Here is a 12,530-nt window from a genome sequence, read left to right on the forward strand (position 1 = left end):
CCCCAGAAGGGTCGGCGGGGTTCCATAAACTTTGGGAAGCGTATTTTGCGCTCCAGAATCCCGGGTGCAAGCGGGGTTGAGCCCCTAGAACCGATTTATGTTGCGGTGCAGCAACTAACTCAAACTGTGTTAATTACTCATAAATCTCGGCATCCGGATCGGTCGCTTCCAGCTCGTAACTCGCGGCCGCCATGGCCAATCGGCCCACTACACCATACATATAGAAGCGGTTCGGCGCGCTAGCACCGGGGCGCATGCCCACCTGCGGCAAATGCGCGTTGTCGGCAAAAGCCAGTGGCACGTAGCTGGAGCCGGGGGCATTGAGGTTCTCGTCCACCCCGCGCTCGGCGTGGATGCGGTAGAAGCCGCCCACCACGTAGCGGTCCATCATGTAGACCACCGGCTCGGCCACCGCGTCGTTGATGCGCTCGTTGGTCAACACGCCTTCCTGGATGATGGCATCCACCACCTGGGGTGCTCCCTTGCCCGACGTGGTTTTGGCCCGGTGGTGCAGCACCGCCAGGTCTTTCACGTCGCGCACCGTCATGATGCCCATGCCGGGTGCACCACTGTCAGACTTGACAATCACAAACGGCTTTTCGTTGATGCCGTATTCCTTGTACTTGCGGCGGATCTTGCCCAAAAGCGCATCCACATTGGTAGTCAGGCAGTCCATGCCCTGGCCCTGCGCCATATCGACCGCGCCGCACTGGTTGAACATCGGGTTGATCAGCCAGGGGTCGATGCCCAGCAGCTTGCCCAGTCGCTTGGCCAGCTCTTCGTAGCTGCGGAAATGCTTGCTTTTGCGTCGCACCGACCCTCCGGCGTGCAGCGGCGGCAGCAGGTACTGCTCGTGCAGCTCTTCCAGGATGCCAGGCGGGCCCGCAGTCAGGTCGTTGTTGAGCAGGATGGTGCAGGGGTCGAAGTCTTTCAGCCCCAGGCGGCGTTTGGTACGGATCACCGGCTCCAGCGTCACCTGTTCGCCGTTGGGCAGGTTGATGACCGTGGTTTCCTTGATGTCGGGGTTGATTGAGCCCACCCGCACATTCAGCCCGGCCATGTGGAAGATGCGCTGCAGCTGCGCCACGTTCGACAGGTAGAAGGTGCTGCGGGTGTCGTTCTCGGGGATCAACAGCAGGTTTTTGGCTTCGGGGCAGATCTTCTCAATCGCGGCCATGGCAGATTGCACGGCCAGTGGCAGCATTTGCGGGGTCAGGTTGTTCCAGCCGCGGGGGAACAGATTGGTGTCCACCGGGGCCAGCTTGAAGCCCGCGTTGCGGATGTCTACCGCGCTGTAAAACGGCGGCGTGTGCTCCATCCACTCCAGCCGGAACCAGCGTTCGATGGCGGGCATGGAGTCGAGGATGCGCTGTTCCAGTTCGTTGATCGGGCCAGTGAGCGCAGTGATGAGATGGGGAACCATGGGGTGCTCAAGAGGGTTTAAGCCTCGATTGTAGAGACTGGCCAAAGCGCTCCTGCAGCGGTTCATGCAAACCCAACATGCACGACTTACAGGACAATACAGCCCAAAGTGTTCTGCACACACTATTCGTACACTGAAATGGCATGGAATCTGCCTGTCTGCCACGGTCTTGCTTATCTACACTTTCCACGGCGCCCACCATGCAACCCAAACGACTGCAACCAACCACCGGTATCTTGCTGGCCCTGGCTATGGCGCACATGGCCACGGCAGGCGAGCTGGACAAAATCCGCGCCAGCGGCGAGATCACGTTGGCGCACCGCAACGCCTCCATCCCGTTCTCTTACCTGGATGCCGATGGCAAACCCATGGGCTATGCGATCGACCTGTGCCTGAAGATTGCCGACGCCATCAAGCGCGAACTCAAACTGGGCCAGTTGGCGGTGAAATACCTGATGGTCGCGCCCGACAAGCGGCTCAGCGCCATCTCCGAAGGCCAGGCCTCCCTGGAATGTGGCTCCACCACCAACAATGCCGAGCGGCGCAAGGTGGTGGACTTCACGATTCCGCATTTCGTGTCCATGGCCCGGCTGCTGGTACGCAGCGACGCGCATGTAGACAGCATGGCCCAGCTGGCTGGACGCACCGTGGTCTCCACCAAGGGCACAACTCCGCTGGTACGGCTGCGCCGCGCCAACGACGACGGCGCACTGAAGATGAAGATCATCGAAGCGCCAGACCACGCGCAGGCGTTTGCGATGGTGGCATCGGCCCAGGCCGATGCCTTTGCGATGGACGACGTACTGCTGTTCGGGCTGCGGGCAAATGCCACCAAGCCAGAAGACTTCACCATCATCGGCAAGCCACTGACCATCGAGCCCTACGCCATCATGCTGCCGAAAGACGACCCAGCTTTCAAGAAGGTGGTGGACCAAGAAATGCGCCGCACCATCCTCAGCGGCGAGATTTACCCGCTGTACGCCAAGTGGTTCCAGCAGCCCATTCCACCCAAGGGCATCAACCTGGCGCTGCCTATGCAACACATGCTGAAAGACATGTTCAAGTACCCCAGCGACAAGGTCGGCGACTTGAATTAACTGCGTACCTCGCCCTGGCCCAGGACCACGTATTTCAGCGAGGTCAGGCCGGCTAAGCCGACCGGGCCTCGGGCGTGGAACTTGTCGGTGCTGATGCCGATTTCGGCACCCAGGCCATACTCGAAGCCATCGGCAAAGCGGGTGCTGGCATTCACCATCACACTGGCCGAATCCACTTCGCGCAAAAACTGCTGCGCATGCATATGGTCGCGGGTGAGGATGGCATCGGTGTGGTGGGATGAATATTTGTTGATGTGGGCGATGGCCTCGTCCACACCTTCGACGATCTTGATGCTGATGACCGGCGCCAGGTATTCCTCGTACCAGTCTTGCTCGGTGGCCGCTATGATTTTTGAATTTATTTTGATAGCATCATGCGCAAGCAATATCTGGGCTGCAGCCGGATCGCAGCGCATTTCGACGCCCTTTTTTGCATAAATTTCACCGATCAAAGGCAAGAACTCGGCCGCCACGCCGCGCGCCACTAGCAGGCTCTCAAGGGCGTTGCAGGGGCTGTACTTGCTGGTCTTGGCGTTGTCGGCCACTTTGACGGCCATGGCGATGTCGCAGGGGTCGTCCACGTACACATGGCAGTTGCCGTCCAGGTGCTTGATCACCGGCACCTTGGCGTCGCGGCTGATGCGCTCGATCAGGCTCTTGCCGCCGCGGGGAATGATCACATCCACATACTGCGGCATGGTGATCAGCTGGCCGACGACTTCACGGTCGGTGGTTTGCACCAGTTGCACCGCATCGGCCGGCAAACCGGCCTCGGTCAGCGCCTGCTGCACCAGCAGCGCCAGCGCCTTGTTGGAGTCAATCGCCTCGGAGCCGCCACGCAGGATGCAGGCATTTCCGCTCTTGATCGACAGGCTGGCGGCCTCGATGGTCACGTTGGGCCGGCTCTCGAAAACCATGCCGAACACGCCAATCGGCACGCGCATCTGGCCCACGCGGATGCCGCTGGGCTGCTGCTGCAGGCCCATGATCTCGCCAATCGAATCGGCCATGGCGGCCAGTTGTTCGCAGCCCTGGGCGCAGGTTTCCAGCGTCTGCGGGCTGAGCTTGAGCCGGTCCACCAGAGGCGCAGCCAGCCCGGCGGCGCGGGCGCGGTCCAGGTCTTTGGCATTCTCGGTCTGCAGTGCGGCAGTGCTTTCGCGCAGCAAACGGGCCAGCGTCCGCAATGCTCTGTTTTTAATAGCTGCTGGCGCACGCGCCATGAGCGCAGAGGCCGCTTTTGCTTGTAAACCTAGCGACTGGGTGTATTCGAAAATGTTCAGGGCGGTCATGCGTCGGATTTTCGCATAGCGGCCCAGACTCCTAGAGCGGTCTGCCCAGCCGTTTTTCCACCTGGGCCTTTTCCCATCGCGCACCCAAAAACGCGTTCGGCCAGAAAATCCGCCCCGCATGGCTCAGCACACCCAATCCCCAGCCGAGGGCCACCCAGTGCACCCAGAGCCGGGTCGGCGAGGCCACTAAATTTACCCCCACCAGCAGTGCCAGCACCAGTACGTACGTCAGCAGGTGGCGGTAAAAACCCGCGAGCTTGCGTACGTAACGAAATGCCTCGGCCTCTTGGCGTTCGGCCGTGTTGACGGGAGGGAAAGGGGTGTCGGGCATAGCGGGCTCCGGTTTGAGGGTTAAAAAATCTACGTTGAAGACCACCGCCAAGGACTTGAGCGACTCCGTGCTGGGCACACTACCTGACTCGATGCGCTGGATGGTGCGCGCACTCAATCCACTGGCCTGCGCCAGTTGTTCCTGCGACCATCCGTGCTGGAGACGAAGCTTCTGAATCAACATGTGAAAAATCCTATGACGACGGTGGAGCGACTGTGGCCCACCTTGTTGGAAAAAACCACGCCAGCGGCACGACAAGGGGGCGACACGGGACGGACATGGGACATGAACACGCCACACTGACACTGTGACGGCTTATAGTCCGTCTATGTCACACGCTCTGCTCAAACCTCTGACAGAAGACGAATATCTGGCTGCCGAGCTGCAGGCCACAGTGCGGCACGAGTTTTTGCACGGCGCGATTTATGCCATGGCGGGTGGCAGCGCTAACCACAACCGTATCGCCGGTGGTCTGTACGCCCGCATGCTTGACGCCCAAACTGCAGACTGCCAGCCGTTTATCAGCGACATGAAGCTGCGCCTCGACGGCGGCAACCTTTTTTACTACCCTGACGTGATGCTGGTCTGCGACCCGCGCGACAACGACGACTACGTCAAAACCAGCCCCTGCCTGGTAGCCGAAGTGCTGTCGCCCAGCACCCAGCTCACCGACCGGCGCGAGAAATGGCAGGCCTACCAAAAGCTGCCCAGCCTGCGCGAATACCTGCTGCTGGCCCAGGACAAGCCTGTGATCGAAGTCTATAAACGCGTCAACCTGCGCCACTGGGGTCTGACCGTGCTGGGGGAGGACGACACCCTGGTGCTGGACTGCCTGGAGCTCAGCATTCCGGTGCGCGAGCTGTACAAAGGCGTGGACTTTTCTAAAACGGTTTAACGAGACACCGGCACAACACACGCCGCACACAACATGCCCGCCAGCCGGTGCAGGGCCTGCCAGGGGTCGGCGGGCCAGTCGGGTTGCTTCAAACCTTTGACGATGCCGTCCACCAAGTGGGCCGACTGCAGCAGTTGGGCGATCAACGGGCTGGGCATGCGGGGCAGCACGCGTTCAAACAGACGCTCCTTGGCCCCCCAGACGCGGTTTTCGCGCAGCGCCATGGGCAAGGGCTTGCCGGCATCCATGGCGGTTTTGACGCGCTGCAGGGCGCGGATGTCTTCGGCCAGCGCCCAATGCACCAGCACCTCGGCCTCGCCCTCGGCCTGCAGCCCGTCAAGCATGCGCTGCACCCGCAGGCGCTGGCCGCCCAGCACGGCCTCGGACAGCTTGAAAACGTCGTAGCGGGCCACATTCAGCACGGCGGATTCGACCTGCGCCCACTGCAGCTCGCCCACCGGGTACAGCAGGGCCAGCTTCTGGATCTCCTGGTGCGCGGCCAGCAGGTTGCCTTCGACCCGGTCGGCAAAAAATTGCAGGGTTTGCTGGCCCTCGACCCCGGCCTGCACCCGTTGGCCCTGGGCTTGCAGGCGCTGGGCGATCCACTGCGGCAGCACGCCGCGCTCCACTGGTTCGACCTGGACAGTGGTGCCAAACTTTTCCAGCGCCACAAACCAGGCGGCGGATTTGGCCACCTTGTCAAGCCGGGGCAGTACCACCAGGGTCAGTGTGTCGGTATTGCCTTCGGCCTGCTGGGCCAGGTGCTGCAAAGCCGTGCTGCCGTCTTTGCCGGGCTTGCCGGAGGGGATGCGCACTTCCAGAATTTGCTTGTCGGCAAACAGGCTGAGCGAGCCGCCGGCCGCCAGCACCTCACTCCAGTCGAAATGCGCCCCCGCCGCCACGTGCACCGTGCGCTCGGTAAAACCCTGGCCGCGGGCGGTAGCGCGGATGGCATCCAGCGCCTCCTGTACCAGCAGCGGCTCGTCGCCGTGCAAGGTGTAGAGCGAGCGCAGGCCTTTGAAGAGCTGCGCGGCGAGCTGACCGGGGGCGAGTTGCATCTACAGTTCTTGAACCGACGCGATGCGCCGCATGATTTGCTGCACGATGTCGGTCTGCATGTTGCGGTACAGCAGTTGCTCTTCGGCTTCTTTGGACAGGGCCTGGGTTTCGGTGTAGCTGATGTCGCGCTGCTGCAGAATTTCGGTGTCGGCAATCAGCTCTTTGCCCTGCGGCGTGCGCAGGCGGAATCTGACCCGCGAGCGCAGTTGGAATTCGCGCACCTGGCCTGCTGAAGTGAGCGAGGCCACGCTTTTTTCACGCTGGTCGGTGATGATTTCCAGCACCACTTCGACGCTGTCCAGGCGTTTAGGATCGGTCACCACCTCCAGCTTGCCGCCTGCTGCCAGGTTGCGCTTGAGCTCGTTGCCCAGCGACGAGGCTTCGGCCACGCGCACGAAGATGGTAGAGAACGGGTAAGTAGGGGCCTGGCGCAAGGCAAAACCGCAGGCGCTCAAGCCCAGGGCGGATGCGGTGGGCACGCAGAGGAGGAAAGTGCGGCGCAACATCACAGAACCAGGTTCACCAGGCGCCCAGGCACCACAATGATCTTTTTAGGGGCAGCGCCCGCAGCAGCTTTGGTAAAGGCATCGCAGGCCAATGCAGCAGCTTCAATGTCGGCCTTGCTGGCGGCAGCGGGCACCCGAATGGAGCCACGCAGCTTGCCGTTGACTTGCAGCATCAGTTCGATCTCGTCCTGCACCAAGGCCAGCGGGTCGACCACCGGCCAGGGCGCGTCCAGCAGGTCGCCAAAGCGGTCGGCGTAGCCCAGCTCGGTCCACAGCGCGTGGGTGATGTGCGGCGTGGCCGGGTACAGGCAGCGCAGCAGGATGCCAAAACTTTCGATCAGCGCCACTTGCGCGCCCGGCGTGTCCAGCGCCTTGAAGTCTTCCAATGCATTCAACAGCTTCATGCCGCCGGACACCACGGTGTTGTACTGCATGCGCTGGTAGTCGTAGTCCACCTGTTTGAGCACGGTGTGGACTTCATGGCGCAAGGCCTTGGCCTCTTTGCCAAATTCAACATCTTTTAGGCTGCTAGCGCTTATAGCGCTTGCATGGGCAGCTGCGAAATCTGTAGCAGCCAGCTTGACACCAAAATTCCACACCCGGCGCAGGAAGCGGTAGCTGCCTTCGACCGACGCGTCGTTCCACTCCAGCGTGGCCTCGGGCGGCGCGGTGAACATGGTGTACAGGCGGGCGGTGTCGGCACCGTATTTTTCGATCAAATCTTGCGGATCGACACCGTTGCTCTTGCTCTTGCTCATGGTCGTGAGCTCGTAGTTCAGCACCGTGCCGTCGGTCTTGAGGGTGCCGCCGACGATCTGGTCGCGCTCGTTACGGGCCACATCGACTTCGCTTTCCCAGTGGTACTGCACGCCGCCGCCCGCAGGCTTGTGCGAGAACGCGCCGTTGAGCACCATGCCCTGGGTCAGCAGCTTACTGAACGGCTCGTCGCATTGCACCAGGTCCAGGTCACGCATCACCTTGGTCCAGAAGCGGGCGTACAGCAGGTGCAGGATGGCGTGTTCGATGCCGCCGATGTACTGGTCCATCGGCATCCAGTAATTTGCGCCCTCGCCCACCATACCGTCGGTCTTGTGCGGGTCGCAGTAGCGCATGAAGTACCAGCTGGAATCGACAAAAGTGTCCATGGTGTCGGTTTCGCGCCGGGCGGGCTTGCCGCAGACCGGGCAGGCGACACGCTTGTCGCTTCCAGGACTCGCGGCGTGGAAGCCTTCGTGCTTGTGCAGCGGGTTGCCCGAGCCGTCGGGGATGCAGTCTTGCGGCAGCACCACGGGCAAATCCTTCTCGGGCACCGGCACTGCGCCATGCTCTTCGCAGTGGATGATGGGGATGGGCGTGCCCCAGTAGCGCTGGCGGCTCACGCCCCAGTCGCGCAGGCGCCAGGTGGTCTTTTTCTCGCCCAGGCCCTTGACCTGCAGCGCGTGGGCCACTGCGTTCACCGCCTCCTGAAAAGCCAGGCCGCTGAAGCTGTCGGAATTGATGGTCACGCCACGCTGTTTGTCGCCGTACCAGTCGTTCCAGTGGTGGTAGTCGTAGTGCAGGTGGTCTACATGCACCACCTGCACAATGGGCATGTCGTATTTCAGGGCGAAGGCAAAGTCGCGCTCGTCGTGGGCCGGTACGCCCATCACCGCGCCGTCGCCATAGCCCATCAGCACGTAGTTGCCCACCCACACGTCGATCTTGTGGCCGTTCAGCGGGTGGATGACCTGCAGGCCGGTGGGCATGCCTTCTTTTTCGCGCACCGCCAGCTCGGCCTCGGTGGTGCCGCCCTGTTTGCAGGCTTCTATAAAGGAGGCCAGTTGGGGGTTGGTTTGTGCGGCATGCGTGGCCAGCGGGTGCTCGGGGGCCACGGCGCAAAAGGTCACGCCCATGATGGTGTCGGCACGGGTGGTGAAGACATACATCTTGCCGCCATCAATCAGCTGGCCCTGGGCATTTTTGATGGTGTGCGGGAACGCAAAGCGCACGCCCTCGCTCTTGCCGATCCAGTTCTCCTGCATCAGCTTGACGCGCTCGGGCCAGCCCGGCAAGTCATCTTTCACCTGGCCCAACAGCTCTTCGGCGTAGTCGGTGATCTTCAGGTAATAGCCGGGGATTTCGCGCTTTTCGACCACCGCGCCGGTGCGCCAACCCTTGCCGTCGATCACCTGCTCGTTGGCCAGCACGGTCATGTCCACCGGGTCCCAGTTGACGACCTGGGTCTTGCGGTAAGCGATGCCCTTGTCCAGCATCTTTAAAAACAGCCACTGATTCCACTTGTAGTATTCGGGCGTGCAGGTGGCGACTTCACGGCTCCAGTCGATGGCCAGGCCCATGGCCTGCATCTGCTGCTTCATGTAAGCGATGTTGTCGAAGGTCCACTGCGCGGGTGGCACGCCGTTTTTTAAAGCGGCATTTTCTGCGGGCAGGCCAAACGCATCCCAGCCCATGGGCATCAGCACGTTGTAGCCCTGCATGCGCAACTGGCGCGCCAGCATGTCGTTGATGGTGTAGTTGCGCACGTGGCCCATGTGCAGCTTGCCGCTGGGGTAGGGCAGCATGGAGCAGGCGTAGAACTTCTTCTTCAGGTTACCCCGCGCGTCACGCGAGTTTTCGGTGACGCGGTAGGCATCGGCGGCGGTCCAATGGGTTTGGGCGGCGGCTTCGATTTCGAGATGGTTGTATTTTTCGAGCATGGGACAATTCGAATGCACGCCTTAGGCGTTGCGGAAAGGGTTGCGGATGGAGAGCGTCGCGCCCCCGGCCATGGAAGGCATTTTGACATTGAGGCCGTCTTGCATGTCTTCGCTGTACAGCACAGCACTGCCAGACAGCCCAGCCGCCGCAACGATATTGGCATCATAAAGCGACAGGCTGTAGCGGCCCATCAGCGCCAAAGCGGCCTGGTGGGTGCGCAAGCCCAGATCAAATACCGTGCAAACGTCCACCAGGGTGTCGCTCAGTTCCTGCACATCTGCCAACGGCATCTTGCGTTTTTTCAGGAGCACGTTGGCAAATTCGTTCAACACCTGCACGCTGATGGCGCAGTCTGCGGCCAGCAGTTGCTCTACCGTGTCGGCGCGCGGCCCGGCATCCACCCAGTAAATCAACACGTTGGTATCGAGAAACGCCATCACCGGGTATTGGCCTCATCGCGATCAAACACAAAGTTGGCAGGCCAGGGCGCGCGATGGCGGCGCATGGATTGCAGGCGTTCGAGTTTGCTGGGTTGGCGCTGCACAGCCACGGTGGGCGAGCCGCTACCTGCTGGGGTTGCCGCACGCAACTGCACCTCGTCGCCGTCGCTGATACCTAGCTCCTGCACCAGCGCCACGGGCAAACGTACACCCAGGCTATTGCCCCATTTTGCGACTTGCATGGCAGATCTCCGGATGGATATACATAATTACAAGTATATCCAAAAAATACCGTTTTAAGGTAACGTAGTCGGCTGGGCCACAAAGCCGATCTTGTTCAGCCCGGCCTTCTGCGCCACGCCCATCACCTCGACCACGCGGCCATAGGGCACGGTGGTGTCGGCGCGCAATTGCACCTCGGTGTCGGGGTTTTGGTCGGCGGCCAGGGCGAGCTGGGTGGCCAGTTCGGCCGCCGTCACCGGTTGGTCGTTCAGGAAGGTGTGCCCGGCTTTGTCCACCACCAGGGTGACGAACTGCGGTGCGCTTTGGGACTTAGCGGCATCGGTCTTGGGCAGATCCAGCTGGATGGAGCTGGACAGGAGCGGCGCGGTCAGGATGAAGATCACCACCAGCACCAGCATGACATCGACCAGCGGGGTCATATTGATATCGCTCATGGGCTCGGAAGCCTTGGTGCGTTCGAGGCGACCGAAGGCCATGCTAATGAACCGACAACAGTTCGCGCAGGTCGCGGGCAAAGCCTTCCAGGTCGGCTTCGATGCTGCCGATCAGGCGGCCATAGACGTTGTAGGCCAGCACGGCGGGGATGGCCACGGCCAGGCCTGCGGCGGTCATCACCAGCGACTCGCCCACCGGGCCAGCCACTTTGTCGATGCTCATCTGGCCCGCCAGCGCAATCGCGCCCAGCGCGTGGTAGATGCCCCATACGGTGCCCAACAAACCCACAAATGGCGCGGTGGAGCCGACGGTAGCCAGCAGCACTTGGCCAAACTGCAGCTTGTGCAGCACGGCGTGCAAGGCGTTGCGCAGCATACGGGTGAGCTGCTGGGAACGGTTGCCCGCCGCAGCCAAGGTGCCGGTTGCTTCTATTTTTGTAGCTAAAACCAAAGGTAAAACAAGCGCCAGAGGGTCAAAAGACACCAAACGCTGTTGCGCTTCGGCCACCGTAGACGCCTGCCAGAAAGCGGCCACGCTGCGGGCCACGTCGGTGCGGGCGCGGCGCAGCATCCAGCCCTTCCAGACAATCACCGCCCAGCTGCCCACCGACATGGCCAGCAACACCAGCGCCACCGCACGGCTGACGAAGTCGCCCTGGGTCAGCACCTGCTGCAGGTCCATGGACTACTTGAGCCCGAGAACGTCGAACATATCGAACAGACCTGTGCGTTTGTTGGCCAGAAAGCGCACGGCGCGCAGGCTGCCCTGGGCATAAGTGGCGCGACTGGACGATTTGTGGCTGATCTCGATGCGCTCGCCGGTGCCTGCGAACAGCACCGTGTGGTCGCCCACGATGTCGCCACCGCGGATGGTGGCAAAGCCAATGCTGGACGGGTCGCGTTCACCGGTGATGCCGTAGCGCTCGTAGACAGCGCATTCCTTCAGGTCGCGGCCCATGGCCTCGGCGATCACTTCGCCCATTTTCAGCGCGGTGCCCGAGGGCGCGTCGATCTTGTGGCGGTGGTGGGCTTCGACAATTTCGATGTCGTAACCGGTGGACAGGGCTTTGGCGGCCATCTCCAGCAGCTTGAGGGTGACGTTCACGCCCACGCTCATGTTGGGGGCCATCATGATGGCGATGTGTTGGGCGATTTCGGCGATCTCGGTCTTCTGGTCATCGCTGAAGCCGGTCGTGCCGACCACCGCGTTCACACCCAGGCTCCGGCACATGCGCAGGTGCGCCAGCGTGCCTTCGGGGCGGGTGAAGTCGATCAGCACGCGGGCGGCTTGAAGGCCCTCGTGCAAATCGGCGGTGATGGCGACCCCGGTGTTGTGGCCCAGGAAGGCGGCAGCATCGGCACCGATCTGCGGGCTGCTGGCAATGTCCAGCGCACCGGCCAGCACGCAGTCGTCGGCACTGCGGATAGCTTCGATCAGCATGTGGCCCATGCGGCCCGATGCACCGGCTACGGCAACCGCGTGCGGCAGAGGAGAAGAGGTATTTGTCATCGCCGTCACTTAGGGGGTCGACGGGGCTTCAAGCGGGGGATACGCAGCCACTGGCACTGCCGCAGCGGCCGCTGCTGTGGCAGCCGGGGCCACTGGGGCGGCAAACGACTTCATGCGGTCTTCGCTGGCTTCCAGCAGGGGCACGGATTTGACGGGGTGGGACTTGGCCAGCAGGCCGACGAATTCGCTTTCGCTGGGCATGGTGTCGCCTTCAACGCGGTCCATCACGTCAGCTTTGAAGTACACGGTGAACTTGCGCGCTTGCGGCTCGGTGCCCTGGCGGCGCATGGTGAAAACGTAGTCCCAACGGTCGGCGTGGAACACGTCTTGCAGCAGCGACGTGCCCAGAATGTCCTTCACTTGCTCGCGGGCCATGCCGGGCTTGAGTGCGTCCACCTGCTCTTTGGAGACGAAGTTGCCTTGCACCACTTCCATCTTGTACGGGGCCAGCGAACCCATGAAATTGCGCGTGCGGTTGTCAATGCTGCTGCAGGCCCCAAGAGCCGCGCAGGCCACCAGGGCCAGGGCGGTCAGAGTGCCGCGCAAAGAGGGTTCAAACATAGGTGGAGACTCAAGCGATATGATCCCACAATTGTAGCGGCAGCC

14 protein-coding genes are annotated in these 12,530 nt (G+C 61.9%); 2 read left to right on the top strand and 12 right to left on the bottom strand.

What is annotated here, in order from left to right; all coding sequences use genetic code 11:
* Positions 1–133 precede the first annotated feature (133 nt).
* Positions 134–1,423, bottom strand: a complete 1,290-nt coding sequence (gene gshA / locus AC097L_RS07300) for a glutamate--cysteine ligase (RefSeq protein ID WP_479585602.1) — start codon at positions 1,421–1,423, stop codon at positions 134–136.
* A 200-nt stretch (positions 1,424–1,623) separates the two neighbouring features.
* Between gshA and AC097L_RS07305 the strand changes: the two genes are divergently transcribed.
* A complete protein-coding gene (locus AC097L_RS07305) occupies positions 1,624–2,520 on the top strand; it encodes an amino acid ABC transporter substrate-binding protein (RefSeq protein ID WP_479585603.1) in 897 nt (298 codons plus the stop codon).
* Here the strand turns inward: AC097L_RS07305 and AC097L_RS07310 are convergent.
* Together AC097L_RS07310 and AC097L_RS07315 are read right to left on the bottom strand one after the other, a co-directional pair.
* The gene (locus tag AC097L_RS07310; RefSeq protein WP_479585900.1) at positions 2,517–3,836 is read right to left on the bottom strand and encodes a glutamate-5-semialdehyde dehydrogenase; all 1,320 of its coding nucleotides are present in this window, start codon (positions 3,834–3,836) and stop codon (positions 2,517–2,519) included. The two genes, AC097L_RS07305 and AC097L_RS07310, sit on opposite strands and share 4 nt — an antisense overlap.
* 4 nt (positions 3,837–3,840) lie before the next feature.
* Positions 3,841–4,323, bottom strand: coding sequence for a 2TM domain-containing protein (locus tag AC097L_RS07315; RefSeq protein ID WP_479585604.1), 483 nt, complete (start codon positions 4,321–4,323; stop codon positions 3,841–3,843).
* 145 nt (positions 4,324–4,468) lie between these two features.
* Between AC097L_RS07315 and AC097L_RS07320 the strand changes: the two genes are divergently transcribed.
* On the top strand, positions 4,469–5,035 hold the full coding sequence (locus AC097L_RS07320) for a Uma2 family endonuclease (protein ID WP_479585605.1): 567 nt from the start codon (positions 4,469–4,471) through the stop codon (positions 5,033–5,035).
* Here AC097L_RS07320 and holA read toward each other — a convergent pair.
* Genes holA through AC097L_RS07365 form a run of 9 tightly spaced genes read right to left on the bottom strand, consistent with a single transcriptional unit; the run spans position 5,032 to position 12,485 of the window.
* Positions 5,032–6,093 carry a DNA polymerase III subunit delta gene (gene holA / locus AC097L_RS07325; RefSeq protein WP_479585606.1) on the bottom strand — a complete coding sequence of 354 codons (1,062 nt, stop codon included), beginning with the start codon at positions 6,091–6,093 and terminating at the stop codon, positions 5,032–5,034. The two genes, AC097L_RS07320 and holA, sit on opposite strands and share 4 nt — an antisense overlap.
* Positions 6,094–6,600, bottom strand: coding sequence for an LPS-assembly lipoprotein LptE (locus tag AC097L_RS07330; protein WP_479585607.1), 507 nt, complete (start codon positions 6,598–6,600; stop codon positions 6,094–6,096).
* The gene (leuS, locus tag AC097L_RS07335) at positions 6,600–9,296 is read right to left on the bottom strand and encodes a leucine--tRNA ligase (RefSeq protein WP_479585608.1); all 2,697 of its coding nucleotides are present in this window, start codon (positions 9,294–9,296) and stop codon (positions 6,600–6,602) included. The genes AC097L_RS07330 and leuS overlap by 1 nt, the downstream gene beginning before the upstream one ends.
* A 21-nt stretch (positions 9,297–9,317) precedes the next feature.
* Positions 9,318–9,734, bottom strand: a complete 417-nt coding sequence (locus AC097L_RS07340) for a PIN domain-containing protein (RefSeq protein WP_479585609.1) — start codon at positions 9,732–9,734, stop codon at positions 9,318–9,320.
* Positions 9,734–9,979, bottom strand: coding sequence for an AbrB/MazE/SpoVT family DNA-binding domain-containing protein (locus AC097L_RS07345; protein WP_479585610.1), 246 nt, complete (start codon positions 9,977–9,979; stop codon positions 9,734–9,736). Before AC097L_RS07345 ends, AC097L_RS07340 begins: the two co-directional genes overlap by 1 nt.
* 54 nt (positions 9,980–10,033) lie before the next feature.
* Positions 10,034–10,456, bottom strand: coding sequence for an ExbD/TolR family protein (locus AC097L_RS07350; protein ID WP_479585611.1), 423 nt, complete (start codon positions 10,454–10,456; stop codon positions 10,034–10,036).
* Position 10,457: 1 nt separating this feature from the next.
* Positions 10,458–11,096: a MotA/TolQ/ExbB proton channel family protein gene (locus AC097L_RS07355; RefSeq protein ID WP_479585612.1), complete on the bottom strand. Its 639-nt coding sequence runs from the start codon at positions 11,094–11,096 to the stop codon at positions 10,458–10,460.
* A gap of 3 nt (positions 11,097–11,099) precedes the next feature.
* Positions 11,100–11,924: a 4-hydroxy-tetrahydrodipicolinate reductase gene (dapB, locus tag AC097L_RS07360; RefSeq protein ID WP_479585613.1), complete on the bottom strand. Its 825-nt coding sequence runs from the start codon at positions 11,922–11,924 to the stop codon at positions 11,100–11,102.
* Between the two features lie 9 nt (positions 11,925–11,933).
* A complete protein-coding gene (locus AC097L_RS07365) occupies positions 11,934–12,485 on the bottom strand; it encodes an outer membrane protein assembly factor BamE (protein WP_479585614.1) in 552 nt (183 codons plus the stop codon).
* Positions 12,486–12,530: the final 45 nt, after the last annotated feature.

Source organism: Rhodoferax sp. RT5P35 (genome assembly GCF_056521385.1).

Bases quoted from the DNA above. Each gene is read 5' to 3' on its own strand.
- AC097L_RS07305 (WP_479585603.1), top strand. From the start codon at position 1,624: ATGCAACCCAAACGACTGCAACCAACCACCGGTATCTTGCTGGCCCTG.
- AC097L_RS07345 (WP_479585610.1), bottom strand. From the start codon at position 9,979: ATGCAAGTCGCAAAATGGGGCAATAGCCTGGGTGTACGTTTGCCCGTG.
- AC097L_RS07320 (WP_479585605.1), top strand. From the start codon at position 4,469: ATGTCACACGCTCTGCTCAAACCTCTGACAGAAGACGAATATCTGGCT.
- AC097L_RS07330 (WP_479585607.1), bottom strand. From the start codon at position 6,600: ATGTTGCGCCGCACTTTCCTCCTCTGCGTGCCCACCGCATCCGCCCTG.
- AC097L_RS07350 (WP_479585611.1), bottom strand. From the start codon at position 10,456: ATGGCCTTCGGTCGCCTCGAACGCACCAAGGCTTCCGAGCCCATGAGC.
- AC097L_RS07355 (WP_479585612.1), bottom strand. From the start codon at position 11,096: ATGGACCTGCAGCAGGTGCTGACCCAGGGCGACTTCGTCAGCCGTGCG.
- leuS (WP_479585608.1), bottom strand. From the start codon at position 9,296: ATGCTCGAAAAATACAACCATCTCGAAATCGAAGCCGCCGCCCAAACC.
- AC097L_RS07340 (WP_479585609.1), bottom strand. From the start codon at position 9,734: ATGGCGTTTCTCGATACCAACGTGTTGATTTACTGGGTGGATGCCGGG.
- AC097L_RS07365 (WP_479585614.1), bottom strand. From the start codon at position 12,485: ATGTTTGAACCCTCTTTGCGCGGCACTCTGACCGCCCTGGCCCTGGTG.
- dapB (WP_479585613.1), bottom strand. From the start codon at position 11,924: ATGACAAATACCTCTTCTCCTCTGCCGCACGCGGTTGCCGTAGCCGGT.
- AC097L_RS07315 (WP_479585604.1), bottom strand. From the start codon at position 4,323: ATGTTGATTCAGAAGCTTCGTCTCCAGCACGGATGGTCGCAGGAACAA.
- gshA (WP_479585602.1), bottom strand. From the start codon at position 1,423: ATGGTTCCCCATCTCATCACTGCGCTCACTGGCCCGATCAACGAACTG.
- holA (WP_479585606.1), bottom strand. From the start codon at position 6,093: ATGCAACTCGCCCCCGGTCAGCTCGCCGCGCAGCTCTTCAAAGGCCTG.